The sequence below is a fragment of the Phreatobacter sp. genome (genome assembly GCF_027532945.1).
Classification (GTDB): Bacteria; Pseudomonadota; Alphaproteobacteria; order Rhizobiales; family Phreatobacteraceae; genus Phreatobacter.
In genome coordinates this window covers 278,033-294,103 of sequence record NZ_JAPZTZ010000003.1, presented here as the reverse complement: position 1 = coordinate 294,103, position 16,071 = coordinate 278,033, and the positions used below count along the sequence as shown (strand labels likewise).

The window sequence follows — 16,071 nt, the reverse complement described above, 5'->3', positions numbered from 1 at the left end:
TTTTCCGCAACAGTCCCCCTGACCGGGCAGGTCGGCATGGCTCATCCGACTGGACAAAGCCGGATCCATCGATATTGTTGCAAACAGTTCGCATTTGCAAGAGGCCGCGATTTCGGGCCTCAGGAGGTACTCCGTGTCGCGTCGCACGCCGCTTCTCGCTCTTGTCCTCTGGTCCGGATGCGCCTCGGCCTTCGCCGATCCGCCGGGACGGCAGCGCGCGAGTGAGGTCGACACCGAACATCTCTTCGGCCAGACCTCCGGCGCCGACACGGAGGAGCCGGGAGCATTCGTCCCGCATCTGGTGCTGCCGGGCCGCATCGGTCGCCGCGCGGGGGCCTATGCGACCACCAGCCCGACTTTGGAGCTCAAATACGGCGTGGTGGAGAATTTCTCGGCGTCTCTGTCGCTGCGCGGGCTGACCGCCAACAATCACAACGTCCCGGGGACCACCGATGTACGCGGCGCATTCGTCACAGGCTTCGGCATCCAGGGCCGTTATCGCTTTCTCGACCGCGAGCGTGCCCCATTCGGAATGACGCTGCAGCTTGCGGCCACCACTGACCAGCGCAACATGGCCACCGGTGAACGCGGGCGGTCTGATCAGGTGGAGGCACGACTCGCCTTCGATATCGAGCCGATCTGGGACCGCCTGCTTTTCGGGGCCAACATCATCATGGCGAGCGGCCGCAGCTACGTATCGGGCAATGCCGGTTTCGACATGACGTCGAATGCCGGCCTGGCCATCGCGGGGTCGGCACGGGTCGCCGACAATCTCTGGCTCGGTGCCGAGCTGATCTACCAGCGGGCCTATGCCGGCTCGACCTTCGGCCGCTTCCAGGGCGACGCGATCCACGTCGGTCCGACCCTCTATGCGCCCATTGAGAAGGGCTGGATCAGCCTGTCCTGGACTGTCCAGGTCGCCGGCCGCGAGGTGGGCGGCGTTGGTACGCTCAAAATGCGCGACTTCGAGCGCCACCAGTTCCTGGCGGTGGTGGGGCGACGGTTCTGACGCCCCCGTGGGAAGCCCGTCAGGGAGCATCGGCGTCGAAGCCTCACGGCCCCCGGTGAGGCGAAGGGCGCGCCGTCGTCGTCCGGCGCGTGGGGCGGAATGATCGCATCGGCAAGGCAGACCGGAGCCGCGCCGCTCAGGACCGGCGTTGCATGAGCCTAGGCGAGCCAGGCGGCATTGGTGGCCACGCGCTCGCGCCAGCCGACGATGCCGGCCCGAAGGGTCACGGTGTTCGTCATGATGACGGCGATGTCGCCGTCCGTGTTGCATTGCCGCTTTTCATCGTCCCCGACCCGCCGGTCTCTCGCTTGTGAGTCGATGCACCACTGAGATACCGTCGGCCAGGGAATCGCGGCACGGGGGGCGTCGCCATGATCCGGGGGCTACCGGCTACGCTGTGTTGCTTGGCGCTGCTCGCCGCCTCGCCGGCGCTCGCTGCCACGTGCACCCCGGTTCAGCATCCACCCAGCCCCGCCGAGCCGGACGACGCCTTCGGCTTCCTTGACGGAACGGCGCTCAGCGAGCCTTGCACCGTCGATATCCAGACCGAGATCATCGGACATCACGGCAAGCAGAACGGACGCTTCACCTCCCTCAACTCCAAGGTGGAGGCCACCTGGCTCGCCGCGCCGCGCTGGATGATCTCGGTGGCCTTCTGGCACGCCTTCCATGCCATCCGCGACAACACGGTGCCGGGCTATCCCAACCACAATCGTTCCGCCTTTGACGGAGCGTCGGTCCAGGTCGCCTACCAGTTCCGCGAGCGCGGCGAACACGCCTTCGACCCCGGCTTCTCGGTCGGTATCGAGACGCGCTATGCGAAAATCTCCGAGGGCACGGCCTTCTCCGCCGACCGCTATTCCGTCGCGATCAAAGGCGCCATCGACATGGCCCTGTCAGGGGATCGGCTTTACGGGGCCTTCAACTTCAGCCTCGGGCCGGGCACGGAGCGCGTGCGCCTGGCGCCCGGCCATGTCGCCGATTCAGCCCTCGAACTTGGCCTCGCCGCGACCTATCGCCTGACGCCGGGCGGCAACACTTTCGTCGGCGTCAATGCCCGCTACGCAGCTTCCTTCGGCAATGCCTTCTATGGCCGCTGGTCAGGCCACGCCATCCTCGCCGGGCCGACGCTTTACCATGAGTTCGGTACGGTCGGGCCCTTGCAATACGTGTTCCTTTCGGTCGCCTGGACGCCCCAGATCTGGGGTCGCGCCGCGGCAGGCGCCACGGGCAACTACGACCTCGTCAATGCCGAACGACAGCAGTTCCGTCTGCGCATCGGCGGCATGCTCTGAGGCTTGCGTCTGCGGCGCTCAATAGCCGCGGCTGCGGTCGACGAGGCCGGGCAGGGGCTCGCCGCGCCGGTGGCGGGCGATCGTGTCGAGGACGAAGCGCACGGCCGTTTCCGGATGGGTCATGCTGGCGATGTGGGGGGTGATGATCACCTTCTCGTGCCGCCAGAGCGGATGGCCCGCCGGCAGCGGCTCGGGATCGGCGACGTCGAGCATGGCGGCGGCGAGCTTGGCCGTATCGAGCGCCGCCAAGAGGTCCTCCTGAACGAGGTGCCCGCCGCGGCCGACATTCACCAGCATGGCGCCGTCCGGCAGCTGCGCGAACAGGTCGGCGGTCAGAATGCCGCGCGTCTCGTCGGTCAGCGGCAGCAGGCAGACGAGGATATCGGTGCGGGCGAGGAAGGCCGGCAGTCCTTCTGTGCCCGTGAAGACCTCGACGCCGTCGATGGCGCGTGGCGAGCGGTTCCACCCCGCCAGCGGGAAGCCGAAGGCCTTGAGGCGCTGAAGCGCCGCCTGGCCAAGCTGGCCGAGGCCCATGACCCCCACGCGCCGCCGTGCCGCCGTGGTGATCTGGAACTCCTTCCACACCTCCCGCCGCTGCTGGGCGAGGAAGAGTGGCAGGTCGCGGTGCAGTGCCAGCACGGCGAGGCAGACATATTCCACCATGCTCTCGGCGATGTTCGGCTCGAGCATCCGCACCAGCGGCACCTGCGGCGGGATCTTGGTGAAGTCGAACTGGTCGACGCCGGCACCGACCGAGAAGACCAGTTCGAGGTTCGGGAAGGTTGCGGCGATGTCGTCCGGTGGCACCCAGGTGGCGAGCCAGCGGACGTCCCGCGGGTCACCCGTCCCCGGCCACAGCGAAAACGGAATGTCGGGTGCCAGCGCCGCGAAGTGCCGGCCCCATTCGGCGCCGCGAACGGGGTTGGCCTTGTAGAGGAAGCTCATCGTGCCGCCCGTCAGAACAGGCCGACGGGGGCGAGGGGGCGGCCGTCGACGAGGCGCTGGTGGGAATAGGCGGCGGGGTCGATGAGTGGCGTGTCCCCGGTGACGATGTCGGCCGCAAGGCGACCGGCGCCCGGTCCGATGCCGAAGCCGTGGCCGGAGAAGCCGGTTGCGAGGAAGAAGCCGGGCAGCGTGTCGACCCCCGAGATGACCGGGATCGTGTCCGGCGTCGTGTCGATTGTCCCGCCCCAGGCCTCGGCGATGCCGATTCCCTCAAGGTTCGGATTGGCCTTGACGAGGGCGGCCAGCGCCTCCTCGACGAGGCTCATGTCCGGGGCGGGGTCGCGCACCCGCTCCGCCTCGAAGGGCGAGGGCTGGTCGAGCCGCCAGCTGGTGCCGCGCAGCAGCTGGTCGAGGAAGGGCTTGCCGAAAGAGATCTTCAGGCCCTTCCGCCGCTGCCGGTAGGTCGGCAGGAAGGTGCGGGCATAGCGGATGAGGTCGGGCGTCAGATCCACCGTACCGCGGCCGCGCAGCGCCAGCGTCAGGCCGCCGTCGAGCCGGCGGCGTACGCAGAAGAAATCGGTGCCGAGAGCGCCGTCGGTGATCTCGCCGGCGGGCGTCGTGCGGCAGGCCGTGGCGTTGACGAGGCCGATCGGCAGGTCGATGCCGTGGCGGCGGCAGAACAGCGAGGACCAGGCGCCGCCGGCCAGCAGCACCGAGGAGGCGCGGATCGTGCCCTTCTCCGTCACCACGCCCGAGACCCGGCCGGCCGAGGTCTCGAGCCCGCGGGCCGCGCAGTCCTCGTGGATGGTGACGCCGTGCTTGCGCGCCGCCTTGGCGAGAACCGGAACGGCCATGGAGGGCTCGGCGCGGCCATCGCTCGGGGTGACGAGGCCACCCACCCAGGTATCGGCATTATGCGGCAGCCGCTCCTGCACCTCGGCGGGGGAGAGGACAGTCGAATGGACCTGCATCTCGCGGGCGATCTCCGCCCACTTCTCCCAGGCGGCGAGCTCGGCCGGGTTCTTGGTGAGGAAAAGCACGCCGGTGCGGCGGAAGCCGGCATCCTCGCCCGCGTCCGCCTGCATCTCCTCCCACAGGCGCAGGCTCTCGCGCGCCAGCGGGATCTCGGCGCGGGCGCGGCCCTGCTGCCGGCACCAGCCCCAGTTGCGGCTCGATTGCTCGCAGCCGACATGGCCCTTCTCGACCAGCGCCACCGACAGGCCCTTGCGGGCGAGCTGGTAGGCCGAGGAGACGCCGATGACGCCGCCGCCGATGACGACCACATCGACGCTCTCCGGCAGGCGGGCATCGCTCTCGATGCGGGTGAGGGGCGGGGACATGGGCGGCTCCGGATACGTTCAGTGGATGTCGAGGCGCGGGTCGAGCGCGTCGCGCAACCCGTCGCCGAGGAAGTTGAAGCTGGTCACGGCCAGCGTGATGGCGATGCCCGGCACGATGGCGAGCCAGGGCGCGCTCGTCATGTAGATCTGCGCGTTGTTGAGCATGTTTCCCCAGCTCGCCGCCGGCGGCTGGATGCCATAGCCGAGATAGCTCACATAGGATTCGAGCAGGATCGCCTTGGCGACGTTGAGCGTCGCGGCCACGACGATGGCCGCCATGGCGTTGGGCAGCAGTTCCTTGAACATGATCCGGAGGTCCGAGGCACCGAAGGCGACGGCGGCCGCGGCGAAGTCGCGCTCCCGCAGGGCGCGCATCTGCGCCTCGACGATGCGGGCGACGCTCATCCAGGCAGTGGCCGAGATAAGGATCGTCGTGGCGAGGATGCCGGGCTCGATGAGGGCCGCCAGCGCCAGCAGCAGGAAGATCGCCGGGAAGCACAGCACCGCGTCGACGAAGCGCATCAGCGCCGCACCGAGCACGCCGCCATAGAAGCCGGCGAAGGTGCCGATGACGATGCCCACCCCCATGGCGATGAGCATGGCGACGATGCCGATGGCGAGCGACACCCGCCCGCCCATCATCAGCCGCGCCAGCACGTCGCGGCCGAGCTCGTCGGTGCCGAGCACATGGGCGCCCGTCAGCGGCGGGGCGAAGCGGTGCATGATGTCGATGAACTTGTCGTCGAAGGGCAGGAGAAACGGCCCGATCGTCGAGCCGAGGATCAGCACGAGGATCACCACCGCCCCGGCCATGGCGAGGCGATGGCGGCGGAAGCGGCGCCAGGCGGCCTGGGCCGGCGTGACGTGCTCGATGGGCAGCGCGGCGACGGTCATGGTTCAGCCCACCCGAATGCGCGGGTCGACGACCGCATAGAGGATGTCGGCGATGAGCGAGCCGATGAGCACCATGGTGGCGGAGAACATCAGGATGCCCATCACGACGGGATAGTCGCGGTAGCCGATGGAATCGAGGAAGAGCCGGCCCATGCCCGGCCAGGTGAAGACCGTCTCAGTGACCAGCGCACCGCCGAGCAATGTCGGGAATTGCAGGCCTGCCACGGTGATCATCGGCAGGAGCGCGTTGCGCAGCGCGTGCTGCGACAGGATCCGCCATTCCGGCAGGCCCTTGGCGCGGGCCGTGCGGATATAGTCCTGGTTGATGACGTCGAGCATGGAGGAGCGCATGAAGCGCCCCCACATGGCCGTTTCCACCAGCGCCAGCACCAGGGCGGGCGCGATGAGGTGATGGATCATGTCGAGGAGCGAGCCCTCCTCGCCGACCGTGTGGCGATTGCCCGAGGGCAGCCAGCCCAGCGTCACCGAGAACAGGTAGATGGCGATGAGCCCGAACCAGAAGGTCGGGATCGACAGCGCCACCATGGCGCCGACGGTCGCGAGCTGGTCGAAGATCGAGTAGCGCCGGATGGCGCCGAGAATGCCGACCCAGCAGCCCAGCAGGATGGCGATGACGGTGGCCGTCGCCATCAGCTCAAGGGTCGCGCCGAGATGGGCGCCGATGATCTTCAGCACCGGCTCGCCGTCGCGATAGGAATTGCCCCAGTCGCCGCGCAGCATGCGCCACAGCCAGTCGGCGTACTGGATGGGCAGGGGCCGGTCGAGGCCGAGCTGGCGGGTGATGCGGTCGAGATCCTCCTGCGTCATCTGCGACGACAGGGCGAACTGCGACAGCGGCCCACCGGGCGCCAGATGCAGGATGGCGAAGCCGAGCATGGAGACGATGGCGAGCAGCAACACCGCCTGTCCCAGCCGGTTGACGAGGAAACGCGCCATGTCAGACCGGCCCGCCTGCGTCGGCCGTCACGCCCAGTACCATTCGCGGATGTTCCAGGTGTTGGTGGAGGCGTTGCCGTTGGGGCGGAAGCCGCGCAAGTTCGCCTTCAGGCCCTCGGCGATGACGCCCTGGTAGAGCGGCAGGATGGCGAGGTCGTTGCGGATCAGCGTCTGCAGCGCGCCATAGGTCTGCTTGCGCTCAGCAAGGTCGAACTGCGTGGCGCCGAGGGTCAGCAGCCGGTCGGCCTCGGCGCTCTGGTACTGGTAGGTGTTGAAGCCGCGGCCGCCCTTGGCCGGGATGGCACCGGAGCCGAAGCGCGGCGTCACGTCTGGATCGGCGCCGAGCATGAAGTTCACCGAGACGAGGGCTGAGTTGAACTTCGACTGCTGCCAGAACTCGCCCCACATGACGGCGGGCGGCATGTTCTGGATGCGCATGGATGCGCCGATGGCTTTCCAGTCCTGCATCAGCAGCTGCTGCGTCTGCTCGCGCACGGCATTGCCCGATGTGGTCGAATTGGTGAATTCGAGCCTGACGCCGCCCTTGGCGCGCACCCCGTCGGAGCCGCGCGCCCAGCCGGCCGCATCCAGCAGCGCATTGGCCTTGGCCGGGTCGAAGCTGTGGGCGGGCAGGCCCTTCTGGAAGGCCCAGCCGTCCTGCGGCACGAAGGTCTCGGTCGGTGTCGGCAGGCCGTAGTTCAGCGCGTCGATGATCGCCTTCTTGTTGACCGCCATGTACAGCGCCTCGCGCACCGCCTTGTCGGTGAGCGGGCCGAAGTCGAGGTTCGGCGCGATATGCTCGACCGAGGAGGTGGAGGAAACGACGACGGTGCGGTCGCGCAGCGTCTTCGCCTCGCGCACGAAGTTCGGCAGGATGCCCTGGATGCCCGTGTAGTCGACCTGGCCGGTGCGGAACTGGGTGTAGAGCACCGTCAGGTCGGGGATGTATTTGAAGATCAGCCGCTCAACATAGGGACCCTTGCCGTGATAGGCGGTGTTGGCGGCAAGCTGGATATTGTCCCCGGGCTGGCGCGACACCCAGCGGAAGGGGCCAGTGCCGATGGGCGCGGTGTTCATCACCGAGGCGTTGACGTCCTGCGCCTTCTCCAGGATGTGCTTCGGCACGAGATAGGTCAGCGCCAGGATCGACAGGTAGGGCGAATAGGGGCTCTCCATCCGCCAGTGGATCTCGTCCGGCGCCACCACCTTGATATCCTTGACGAGGCTGTGGCCGACGCGGTTGCGCACCCGGAAGTTCGGGTTGTTGATCAGCTCCAGCGAGTATTTCACGTCCTCGGCGGTGAAGGGCGTGCCGTCATGCCACTTCACGTCGCTGCGCAGCTTGATCTTCCAGGTGAGGCCATCGGCCGACAGACCGCCATTGGCCACCGTCGGCACCTCGCGGGCGAGGTCGGGGACGAAATTGCCCTCGGGATCGATGACCCAGAGCGTCGAGAAGACCTGCCACCACACCGCCTGGTCGACCTCGATGCCCGGCATGAGCGGGTTGAAGGAGGTCGGTTCCTGCGACAGGGCGGCGACGATCTGGCCGCGCGGCCGGTCGGGAGGTCCTGCGGGCCGTGCGCCCTGGGCGAGGAGGGCGGAGGGGGCGGCGAGGCCGGCGGCGGCGCCGGCGCCGAGCACCATCAGGACGCGGCGGCTCGGTCCGGTGGCGAGGGTCGGCACTGCTTTGACGCTGTTCGTCTCGTCGCTCATCATCGACCCCCGTGACTGACACGCGGCATGGCTCTCCCGTCCGCCGGAAGGGCTCCGGCGCCCGGCGGATCACCGTCCGCGGCGTTCAATGCGCTTGAATTATCGTCAGCAAACTTCAACACTGCTAAACAGGGCTGTCAATGGCGCCGGCCGCGCCCCACGCCTGCCCTGGCAGAAGATCACCCCTGCATTTGCGCGTGGCAGGATGGTGTTCTCGTCGCCTCGCGAAATGGAGAAGGACGTCGCATGAGCGGTCGCAGCAGCGCAGGGCGGGCAGGGGTCGTGCCGCAGGCCGAGGCTCTCGCCGAGCCGGCCGCCACGGCGCTTGCCGATGACGGCGACCAGCGCCTCGGCGAGACCATCCGCGTCATGCGCCAGCGTGCCGGTCTCTCCATCCAGGAGGTGGCGAAGCGCACGGGCCTGTCCTCCGGCATGATCAGCCAGGTGGAGCGGGCGCTGGCGACGCCGTCGGTGCGCACGCTCCGGCTCCTGTCCATCGCGCTCGACGTGCCGATCTCCTACTTCTTCGAGGAGCACGCGCCGGCTTCGCCTGCTCGCTACATCGTCCGCAAGAACGACCGCCGCCTGCTCCGCCTCACCGCCAGCGGCGTGGTCAAGGAGGCGCTGACGCCGGCTGAGAAAGGCGAGATCGAGTTCTATGAGCTGACCCTCAACCCGGGCGGCTCCTCGGGCACCGATTTCGTTCGCCATACCGGCGAGAAGGCCGGCTATGTCCTTGCCGGCCGCCTCAGGCTCTGGCTTGACCACGAGGCCCATGTGCTGGAACCCGGCGACAGCTTCCGCTTCCCCTCGACCGTCCCGCATATGTTCGACAATCCGACCCAGCAGGTGGCCCGCGTCATCTGGGTGACGACGCTCGGTCCGCGCTGATCCACGGTCCCGCCAATTGACCGTTCGCCTATCGTCATGTGACGGTATTGCGACACGGCAGGGAGGCCGCTCCATGACATCCAACGGCTCCAGCGACTTCCGCGAGATCGCGCGCGGCCTCGGCACGGTCATGCGCTACGGCGAGGGCGACATCCTGTTCCGCGAGGGCGACGAGCCCGTCTACCTCTACTTCGTCCTCGGTGGCCGGGTGGAGATGACCAGCCATGGCAAGTTCATCGAGACGGTGGAGGCGGGACGCGCCCTCGGCACCGTGTCGATGGTGGACAAGAATCCGCGCTCCGCGACCGCCAAGGTGGTGGAGACCGCCGAGATCGCGCTGATCGACCAGAAGAAGTTCCGCTTCATGGTCGAGGAGATCCCTGGCTTCTGCTGGTTCGTGATGGACGTGCTGGTGCATCGCCTGCGCGCCACCAACGAGGCGCTGTAGCGCGCCGCGCGCGGCTGCGGGCTTTCGCTGCGCCGCCGCATGGCGTATGGCCCCGGGCACCAGCAACTGACCCGGCAGCCTCCCGCGCATGATCCGCCTCGAGAACATCGGCAAGCAGAACGGCAAGCAGATCATCTTCATCGAGGCCTCGGCCGCGTTGCAGCGCGGCGAGAAGATCGGTCTCGTCGGCCCCAACGGCGCGGGCAAGACGACTCTGTTCCGCATGATCACCGGCCAGGAGCAGCCCGACGAGGGCCAGGTCTCCGTCGATCGCGGCGTCACCATCGGCTATTTCAGCCAGGATGTCGGCGAGATGGGCGGCCGCAGTGCCGTTGCCGAGGTCATGGAGGGCGCAGGCCCCGTGAGCGAGGTTGCGGCCGAGCTCAAGGCGCTCGAGGCCGCGATGGCCGATCCCGACCAGGCCGACCGCATGGACGAGATCATCAGCCGCTATGGCGAGGTCCAGGGGCGCTTCGAGGAGCTCGACGGCTACGCGCTCGACGGTCGCGCGCGCGAGGTCCTCGCTGGCCTCGGTTTCTCCGAGGAGATGATGGAGGGCGATGTCGGCAAGCTCTCCGGCGGCTGGAAGATGCGCGTCGCGCTCGCCCGTATCCTCTTGATGCGGCCCGACGCCATGCTGCTCGACGAGCCCTCCAACCACCTCGACATCGAGAGCCTCATCTGGCTCGAATCCTTCCTCAAGGGCTTCGAGGGCGCGCTCATCATGACCTCGCACGATCGCGAGTTCATGAACCGCATCGTCGGCAAGATCATCGAGATCGACGGCGGCGCGCTCACCTCCTATTCCGGCGATTACGCCTTCTACGAGCAGCAGCGGGCGCTGGCCGAAAAGCAGCAGCAGGCGCAGTTCGAGCGCCAGCAGGCCATGCTCGCCAAGGAGATCGCCTTCATCGAGCGCTTCAAGGCCCGCGCCTCCCATGCCGCGCAGGTGCAGAGCCGGGTGAAGAAGCTCGACAAGATCGATCGGGTCGAGCCGCCGCGCCGCCGCCAGACCGTGATGTTCGAGTTCCTGCCGGCGCCCCGCTCCGGCGAGGACGTCGTCAACATCAAGCAGGTGGACAAGCGCTACGGCAGCCGCACCATCTACGAGGGGCTGGATTTCAGCATCCGCCGCAAGGAACGCTGGTGCGTGATGGGCGTCAACGGCGCCGGCAAGTCGACGCTGCTGAAGCTCGTGACCGGTTCGACCGATCCCGATCGCGGCACGGTGCAGGTCGGCGCCAGCGTCAAGCTCGGCTATTTCGCCCAGCATGCCATGGACCTCCTCGATGGCGAGGCCACCGTCTTCGAATGGCTGGAGGACGCCTTCCCCCAGGCGGGCCAGGGCTCGCTGCGCGCTCTTGCCGGCTGCTTCGGCTTCTCCGGAGACGATGTCGAGAAGCGCTGCCGCGTGCTCTCCGGCGGCGAGAAGGCGCGCCTCGTCATGGCGCGGATGCTCTACGATCCGCCGAATTTCCTCGTCCTCGACGAGCCGACCAACCACCTCGACATGGCCACCAAGGAAATGCTGATCCAGGCGCTCAGCGACTACGAGGGCACCATGCTCTTCGTCTCGCATGACCGGCACTTCCTCGCCGCCCTGTCGAACCGCGTGCTGGAACTCACCCCCGAGGGGCCGCATGTCTATGGCGGCGGCTATCTTGAGTATGTCGCCCGCACCGGCCAGGAAGCCCCCGGCCTGAGGAGCTGACGGAGAGGCGCGTCAGCGGGCGATGCCGCTCTGCGAAAAACGCGCAGGCCTTGCGCCCGCGGCCCTCTACACTCGCGTGACGAGGAGGGCTGCCATGACGCTCAAGATCAACCTGAATGCCGATATCGCCGAGGGCTTCGGCGCCTACGATATCGGCAACGATGCCGCGCTCATGACCATTATCCGGTCGGCCAATGTCGCCTGCGGCTTCCATGCGGGCGATGCCAATACCATGCAGCGCCTCGTCATGCTGGCGAAGCAGGAGGGCGTGAGCATCGGCGTCCATCCCGGCTTCAACGACCTCTGGGGCTTCGGCCGCCGCAACATTGACATGGACCCGCGCGACCTCGAGCACATGGTCGCCTACCAGATCGGCGCCCTCCAGGCGATGGCGCGCTATGCCGGCCTCCCCGTGACCCATCTGAAGCCCCACGGCGCCCTCAACAACATGGCAGCGGTGCGGGAGGACTATGCGCTGGCTATCGGCCGCGCCATCCAGGTCGTCGCGCCGGACCTCGTCTATGTCGCCCTTGCCGGCTCGCAGATGGAGGCGGCGGCGGTGAAGCTTGGCCTGAAGCTTGCGAGGGAAGGCTTCGCGGACCGCCAGTACGAGGAGGACGGCAACCTGACCTCGCGCAAGATCAAGGGCTCTGTCTACAAGGACGGCGACACCGCGCTCGCCCAGTGCCTCTCCATGGTCCGCGACGGCACGGTCGTCTCGCGACAGGGCACGACGGTGAAGGTCGCGGTGGAGACCATCTGCGTCCATGGCGACGAGCCGACGGCGGTCGCGGTTGCCGGCCATGTGCGCAAGGGGCTGGAGGCCGCCGGCATCGCTGTCGTCACCCTGCCGGAGATGATGACCTGACATGACCCTCATCGCGAAAGGCCCGCCGATGACGTTGATCGCCCTGAGACGCGCTCTCGCAGCACTGGCCCTTGTTGCAGCATGGGGCATCGCCCCGGCGGCCGCGCAATATCCGAACCGGCCGATCACCATCACCGTCGGCTTCGCGGCCGGCGGCACCAGCGACGTCGCCGCCCGCATCCTCGCCGAGCGCATGAGCCGCTCGCTGGAGACGCCCGTGGTCGTCGAGAACCGCGCCGGCGCGGGTGGCTCCGTCGCCGCCGCCGCGACGGCCCGCGCCACCCCCGATGGCTACGCGATCATGCTGTCGGATCCCGGTGCCTTCGCCATCAACCCGATCGTCTTCCCCCAGACCGCCCGCTATGACCCGCTTGCCGATTTCGCGCCGATTGCGCTCGTCGGCCAGTCGCCGCTGGTGCTCGTCGTGCCGGCGAACCGACCCTTCCGCACCCTGTCCGAGCTGAACACGCATCTGCGCGGCAATGCCGCCCGCGTCTCCTACGCCTCGTCGGGCAATGGCGGCATTACCCAGTTCGGCGCCGAGCTTTACCTCAAGCGTGCCGGCGATCTGACCGCGCTCCATGTCCCTTATCGCGGCGGCGCGCCGATGATGGAGGCGCTCTACAAGGGCGAGGCGGATTTCGGCGTGGCGGTGCTGGCATCGGCCGTTTCCTTCATTGAGGCGGGGAGCGTGCGGGCACTTGCCCTCGCAGCCTCCAGCAATACGCCCGCGGTCGGTGCCGTGCCGCAGCTGGAAACCCTCGGCTTTCCCGGCACGACCATGACCTCCTGGGTCATCATGATCGGGCCCAAGGGCATGCCGGCGGAGGCGGTGACAAAACTCAACGGGGCGATCAACGAGGCCCTGCGCGATCCGGCGGTGCGTGAACGGCTGCAGCGGGCCGGTATCGAGACCTACAGCCCCGCGACCCTCGCCGAGACCGGCGACTATCTCAAGGCCGAGGTGGAGCGGTATCGCGCCTATCAGGGCGAACTCGGGGATCGCCTGTCGCGCTGAACGGTCAGGCCTGGCCGAGACTGATCGCGCCGATGACGGCGAAGGCTGCGACGATGGCTGCCGCCGCCCGGTTTGCGTGACGCTTCAACACCGGCGGCAGGCTGGCGCCCACCGCCACCCAGGTGAGGCCTGCGAGGAAGGAGAGGGCCGCGAAGGCGAGCATCGCGGCCACCGGGGCCTGCGCCATCATGGCCGGGATGAGGATCACGCCGACGAGCATGGCCTTCGGGTTGAGAAGCGTCGCGAGCAGCACGGTCCCGTAGGACCCGCGCGCCGGCTCCGCACCCGCAGGCGGACGCGTCCAGAGCCGCGCGGCCGTGAGGCAAAGCCAGCCGATATTGGCGAGCTTGAGCACGGCGAGCGCTGCCGGGTTGTCGGCGAGCGCGGTCGCCAGCGCGCCATAGGCGCCGATGGCGAGGCCATAGCCGAGGGATTCGGCGAGCGGCAGGGTGGCGTTGCGCCGAAAACCTCCGGCTGCTCCCGCCGCCGCCAGCAAAGTGTTGGTCGGACCGGGGGTGAGGAGGATCAGCAGCGAGGCGCCGGTAAAGGCCAGGAGAGACATGGGACCGCAGACCTGGAAGAGCGATGCGCCTCTTCTAGATGCCGGCGCGCCGAACGCCTTTGCGCTGTCTCAACTGGCCGTCGGTACCGACAGCGCTTAGCGCGTGCCTTGAGGCCGGCGTGGACGAGGCGGTTCCGAACCGCCTCAGCCGATGCCGAAGCGCTCCAGCACCGCCGGGATCTGCTGCTTCACCTTGAAGAAGCCTGCGGTGGCATGGGGCCAGATCGCAGCATCCCAGTCGCGCCGCCACTCGCACAGGGCGATGCCGCCGCGCTCCAGCGCCGGCGTGGCGGCGCGCAGCCAGTCATGCAGGGGGCCGCGGGTCACCCAGGGCGTGATGATCTGGGTGGCGCCCGCCGCAGCGGCCCAGCGCGCGAGGTCGCCCGGATGAAGCGCCTCGAGGGAGATCGCCGTGACGTCCGCCCGCGCGGCGGTGTCGGCGAGCGCCTCCTGCTCGAAGCGGGTCACATGCTCGGCGACGGCGCGCGGTGAGCGCAGCGCCGAGGCAGCGAGCGTTGCGGCAGCGACGATGGTGAGGCCATCGCGATCGAACTCCTCGACCCGCCCGTCCTCGTCGGTGATGAGCAGGGCCGTCGGGCGTCCCGGCTCCGGCGCACGAATGGGCCGCAGGGGCTGGAGCGGCGGCAGCCCCTCCGGCTCCAGATGCTCCAGCGTCTCCGCCGCACGCGACAGGTCGCTGTCACGCGGCGTGAATCGCTGGCGGGTATAGGTCGCGATGTTCCAGGCCTCGGCGTGATAGGCCTTGCCGCGGGTGTGGAGCCCTGCGACCCAGCGCCAGCCCAGTGTGTTGGAGGCGGCATCGCCGTCGATGAGATGGCGCAGGAAGAAGTCCGCGCCGATGCGCCAGGGCAGGCCGAGGGTGAAGATCCAGATCGAGGCGAACCACATGCGGGCGTGGTTGTGGAGATAGCCGGTCTCAACGAGCTCGTTCGCCCAGGCATCAAAGCAGGCGATGCCGGTGGCGCCGGCCTCGGCCCGCTCCACGTCACGCCGCAGCCGCCGGTCGGCATCAAGGGCGGCAAGGTCGCCGGCAAGCCCCGTGACATAGGCGTCCCAGACCTGCGGGCGGCGCTCCAGCCAGCCCTGGAAATAGGTCCGCCAGATCACCTCCTGGACGAACTTCTCCGCTCCCTCGGCGCCATGGGCGGCGACCGCCGCAGCCACGACCTCCTGCTCGGTAAGGAGGCGGCGGCGGATATAGGGCGAGAGCCGCGACACCGCGCGATGATGGCCCGGGCCGTCGTCGTAGTTGCGGCCATTGGCATAGCGCCGGCCCATGGCCGGCACGAAGGCCTCCATGGCCGCGAGCCCCGCCGCGCGTGTTCCGATCCAACGATCCGCCATGCCTGCCTCATCCGTGGAGGCGGGGAGGTGGATCACGGCGACCAGAAATCAAGCGACGGCATCAATATGCGCGGTTGGAATGCATCCCAGGGCCGCTGCGCTTATGCAACTGCCCAGCTCGACCTTCGGCGTGTCAATCGCGTTGATCCGAAGATTGTTGACAATCGACAATCGGCATTCTTGACTGCAATTCTTCAGCCAAGGGGGCGGGCATGAGCAGGATCGACCGGCGGACCTTCACCACCACTTTCGCCGCGGCCGCAGGCGGCATATTGGCCGCGCCGGCCTTCGCGCAGGGCACCGGCACCCTCGACGAGGTGAAGCGCCGCGGCTCGCTGCGCGTCGGCGTGACCCAGGCGCCGCCCTGGTACTCCAAGGATGCCCGCACCGGTGAATGGTCCTCGGGCGTCGGGGTCTCGGTCGGCAAGGCTATGGCGGCAGCCCTCGGCGTCCGCTTCGAGCCGGTCGAGGTGACCTGGGGCACCGCCATCGCGGCGCTGCAGGCCAACCGCATCGACATCATGTACGTGCTTGACGCGACGCCCGAGCGCGCCGAGGCCGTCGATTTCCCCGCCTCGCCGCTGCTCTACTATTCCCTCGCCGTGCTGGCGAAGGACGATCTCGCGGTGCGCTCCTGGGAGGACCTCAACAAGCCGGAGGTGCGCATCGCCGTGCCCCAGGCGACCAGCATGGACCGGTTCCTCACCACCAATGTCGCCAAGGCGGCGATCCAGCGCTTCCCTGGCAATACCGAGGCGATCGCCGCCTTCCAGGCCGGTCGCGTCGACGCGGTCTGCCTGTTCCATCCGCCGCTGATCGCCGCCCGCCAGCGCCTTGGCTCCGGCAAGATCGTCGTGCCTCAGCCGACGCAGTCGAACCCCTCCAGCGCTGCCGTACGCAAGGGCGATGCGCCGTTCCTGGCCTTCGTCGAGCAGCAGGTCGGGGAGTACTATCGCAGCCGCAGGATCCAGGGCTGGTACGAGGAGTTCCTCACCGGCTTCGGCCTCGACCCCAAGGCTGCGCCGCCGATCATCAAGGAAATGCTCGGCTGA

At 68.3% G+C, this 16,071-nt stretch carries 15 protein-coding genes; 8 read left to right on the top strand and 7 right to left on the bottom strand.

All coding sequences use genetic code 11. The features are described from left to right. Positions 1-133 precede the first annotated feature (133 nt). Both O9344_RS02550 and O9344_RS02545 read left to right on the top strand, forming a co-directional pair. On the top strand, positions 134-1,009 hold the full coding sequence (locus tag O9344_RS02550; RefSeq protein WP_298472341.1) for a hypothetical protein: 876 nt from the start codon (positions 134-136) through the stop codon (positions 1,007-1,009). 404 nt (positions 1,010-1,413) lie between these two features. Beyond that, positions 1,414-2,304, top strand: coding sequence for a hypothetical protein (locus tag O9344_RS02545; protein WP_298472340.1), 891 nt, complete (start codon positions 1,414-1,416; stop codon positions 2,302-2,304). 18 nt (positions 2,305-2,322) lie between these two features. Here O9344_RS02545 and O9344_RS02540 read toward each other — a convergent pair whose 3' ends face one another. The 5 genes from O9344_RS02540 to O9344_RS02520 are packed head-to-tail and all read right to left on the bottom strand — an operon-like array spanning position 2,323 to position 8,156. Continuing rightward, positions 2,323-3,249 carry a glyoxylate/hydroxypyruvate reductase A gene (locus O9344_RS02540; RefSeq protein WP_298472338.1) on the bottom strand — a complete coding sequence of 309 codons (927 nt, stop codon included), beginning with the start codon at positions 3,247-3,249 and terminating at the stop codon, positions 2,323-2,325. 11 nt (positions 3,250-3,260) lie between these two features. After that, complete coding sequence (locus O9344_RS02535) at positions 3,261-4,589, bottom strand: FAD-binding oxidoreductase (RefSeq protein ID WP_298472336.1); 1,329 nt, start codon at positions 4,587-4,589, stop codon at positions 3,261-3,263. Positions 4,590-4,607: 18 nt separating this feature from the next. Beyond that, positions 4,608-5,483 carry an ABC transporter permease gene (locus O9344_RS02530; protein WP_298472335.1) on the bottom strand — a complete coding sequence of 292 codons (876 nt, stop codon included), beginning with the start codon at positions 5,481-5,483 and terminating at the stop codon, positions 4,608-4,610. Positions 5,484-5,486: 3 nt separating this feature from the next. Continuing rightward, positions 5,487-6,440 (bottom strand): ABC transporter permease, encoded by a 954-nt coding sequence (locus O9344_RS02525; RefSeq protein WP_298472334.1) that lies wholly within the window; start codon positions 6,438-6,440, stop codon positions 5,487-5,489. 27 nt (positions 6,441-6,467) lie between these two features. Continuing rightward, a complete protein-coding gene (locus O9344_RS02520; RefSeq protein ID WP_298472333.1) occupies positions 6,468-8,156 on the bottom strand; it encodes a peptide ABC transporter substrate-binding protein in 1,689 nt (562 codons plus the stop codon). A gap of 246 nt (positions 8,157-8,402) precedes the next feature. Between O9344_RS02520 and O9344_RS02515 the strand changes: the two genes are divergently transcribed. From O9344_RS02515 to O9344_RS02495, 5 genes are all read left to right on the top strand, one after another. Continuing rightward, positions 8,403-9,047 (top strand): cupin domain-containing protein, encoded by a 645-nt coding sequence (locus tag O9344_RS02515; protein WP_298472332.1) that lies wholly within the window; start codon positions 8,403-8,405, stop codon positions 9,045-9,047. A 73-nt stretch (positions 9,048-9,120) separates the two neighbouring features. After that, positions 9,121-9,495, top strand: coding sequence for a Crp/Fnr family transcriptional regulator (locus O9344_RS02510; RefSeq protein ID WP_298472330.1), 375 nt, complete (start codon positions 9,121-9,123; stop codon positions 9,493-9,495). 88 nt (positions 9,496-9,583) lie between these two features. Then, positions 9,584-11,206, top strand: a complete 1,623-nt coding sequence (locus O9344_RS02505) for an ABC-F family ATP-binding cassette domain-containing protein (protein WP_298472328.1) — start codon at positions 9,584-9,586, stop codon at positions 11,204-11,206. A 94-nt stretch (positions 11,207-11,300) separates the two neighbouring features. After that, a complete protein-coding gene (locus O9344_RS02500) occupies positions 11,301-12,074 on the top strand; it encodes a 5-oxoprolinase subunit PxpA (protein WP_298472326.1) in 774 nt (257 codons plus the stop codon). 1 nt (position 12,075) lies between these two features. Then, positions 12,076-13,092, top strand: a complete 1,017-nt coding sequence (locus O9344_RS02495) for a tripartite tricarboxylate transporter substrate binding protein (protein WP_298472325.1) — start codon at positions 12,076-12,078, stop codon at positions 13,090-13,092. Positions 13,093-13,096: 4 nt separating this feature from the next. On the opposite strand, the gene O9344_RS02490 is transcribed toward O9344_RS02495, so the two are convergent. Together O9344_RS02490 and O9344_RS02485 are read right to left on the bottom strand one after the other, a co-directional pair. Further along, entirely contained in the window at positions 13,097-13,654 is a 558-nt protein-coding gene (locus O9344_RS02490) for a LysE family transporter (protein ID WP_298472323.1), read from the bottom strand. A 144-nt stretch (positions 13,655-13,798) separates the two neighbouring features. Continuing rightward, positions 13,799-15,019, bottom strand: a complete 1,221-nt coding sequence (locus O9344_RS02485; RefSeq protein WP_298472322.1) for an FAD-binding domain-containing protein — start codon at positions 15,017-15,019, stop codon at positions 13,799-13,801. 212 nt (positions 15,020-15,231) lie between these two features. On the opposite strand from O9344_RS02485, the gene O9344_RS02480 reads away from it, so the two are divergent. Further along, a complete protein-coding gene (locus O9344_RS02480; protein WP_298472321.1) occupies positions 15,232-16,071 on the top strand; it encodes a transporter substrate-binding domain-containing protein in 840 nt (279 codons plus the stop codon).

Excerpts from the sequence above, each read along its gene's own strand:
- O9344_RS02540 (WP_298472338.1), bottom strand. The coding sequence starts at position 3,249 with ATGAGCTTCCTCTACAAGGCCAACCCCGTTCGCGGCGCCGAATGGGGC.
- O9344_RS02535 (WP_298472336.1), bottom strand. The coding sequence starts at position 4,589 with ATGTCCCCGCCCCTCACCCGCATCGAGAGCGATGCCCGCCTGCCGGAG.
- O9344_RS02530 (WP_298472335.1), bottom strand. The coding sequence starts at position 5,483 with ATGACCGTCGCCGCGCTGCCCATCGAGCACGTCACGCCGGCCCAGGCC.
- O9344_RS02525 (WP_298472334.1), bottom strand. The coding sequence starts at position 6,440 with ATGGCGCGTTTCCTCGTCAACCGGCTGGGACAGGCGGTGTTGCTGCTC.
- O9344_RS02520 (WP_298472333.1), bottom strand. The coding sequence starts at position 8,156 with ATGAGCGACGAGACGAACAGCGTCAAAGCAGTGCCGACCCTCGCCACC.
- O9344_RS02515 (WP_298472332.1), top strand. The coding sequence starts at position 8,403 with ATGAGCGGTCGCAGCAGCGCAGGGCGGGCAGGGGTCGTGCCGCAGGCC.
- O9344_RS02510 (WP_298472330.1), top strand. The coding sequence starts at position 9,121 with ATGACATCCAACGGCTCCAGCGACTTCCGCGAGATCGCGCGCGGCCTC.
- O9344_RS02505 (WP_298472328.1), top strand. The coding sequence starts at position 9,584 with ATGATCCGCCTCGAGAACATCGGCAAGCAGAACGGCAAGCAGATCATC.
- O9344_RS02500 (WP_298472326.1), top strand. The coding sequence starts at position 11,301 with ATGACGCTCAAGATCAACCTGAATGCCGATATCGCCGAGGGCTTCGGC.
- O9344_RS02495 (WP_298472325.1), top strand. The coding sequence starts at position 12,076 with ATGACCCTCATCGCGAAAGGCCCGCCGATGACGTTGATCGCCCTGAGA.
- O9344_RS02490 (WP_298472323.1), bottom strand. The coding sequence starts at position 13,654 with ATGTCTCTCCTGGCCTTTACCGGCGCCTCGCTGCTGATCCTCCTCACC.
- O9344_RS02485 (WP_298472322.1), bottom strand. The coding sequence starts at position 15,019 with ATGGCGGATCGTTGGATCGGAACACGCGCGGCGGGGCTCGCGGCCATG.
- O9344_RS02480 (WP_298472321.1), top strand. The coding sequence starts at position 15,232 with ATGAGCAGGATCGACCGGCGGACCTTCACCACCACTTTCGCCGCGGCC.